This window comes from Frankia sp. CcWB2 (assembly GCF_977927585.1).
On the sequence record NZ_CDWRCM010000264.1, the window covers coordinates 4,775 to 5,603 of the forward strand.

1 pseudogene is annotated in these 829 nt (G+C 77.0%); it reads right to left on the minus strand.

Annotated elements, in window-relative coordinates:
* Positions 1-81: 81 nt before the first annotated feature.
* Positions 82-829: pseudogene (locus ACY45C_RS20005) on the minus strand (hypothetical protein); the annotation flags it as partial.

Genomic DNA, 829 nt, shown 5'->3' on the forward strand with positions numbered 1-829 from the left:
CGCCCGCGGCGAAGCCGGCGGCCAGCGAGCGCCGGGTCGGGTCGGGCTCGATCCGGCGGTGGACGTCGTAGCGGTCGGCCATCAGAACGACGTCCCCTCAACCTTGAACCCGGTCTGCCCTGTGCCCTCGAGCAGGACTGTCGGCACCGCAGCCTGCAGCCCGCCGAGGTGCTCGGGCCGCCCGGCCCGCGCGTGCGCGAGCAGCCGGGTGTCCGCGAGCACCGCGACGAGCCCCTCGGTCGTGGCCCCCACCCCGTACGACGCCGAGAGATCGGGCGGCACCGCCAGCAGGATCGCCTGCGGCGGCCTCGCGGCCGGTACGTTGAACCCGAACGCGGCCGTCGTGGTTTGCCGGGACCGCGGCACCGACTCACTCCAGCTGTCCACGAGCCCGGTTGCCACCAGCACGTCGGGCTGTGCCGACCACACATCCCCGAGCCCGTATCCGGCGATGAACCGCGGCAGCGCCGCACGCGGATTCCCGCCCGGCGCGGTCCGCGAGGCCCGCAGGTCGGCCAGCGCCGCCGTACGCCAGTGGTCGCCCGGCGCGCTCGAGGTCGGTGCCAGGGACGGTGCATCCCCGACGAGCGCGGCGAGCTGCACGGCCTCCAGCCGGGCGACATGCGGCCGGACCGCCGCGACGACCGGCAGCCACTCCTCGTCGAGTCCCGGGTCGGCGGCGGCGGTCAGCCCGCTGAGCTCACGCAGCGTGCCGAGTGGCACTGCGGACAGCACGGCCAGGTGGCCCTCGGGCGCGGCGAGCTCGGCGATCGCGCGGCCGACCGGCTCCCGCGCGCCGATCGGCGGCGCGGCCTGCAGCCGCGCGGCG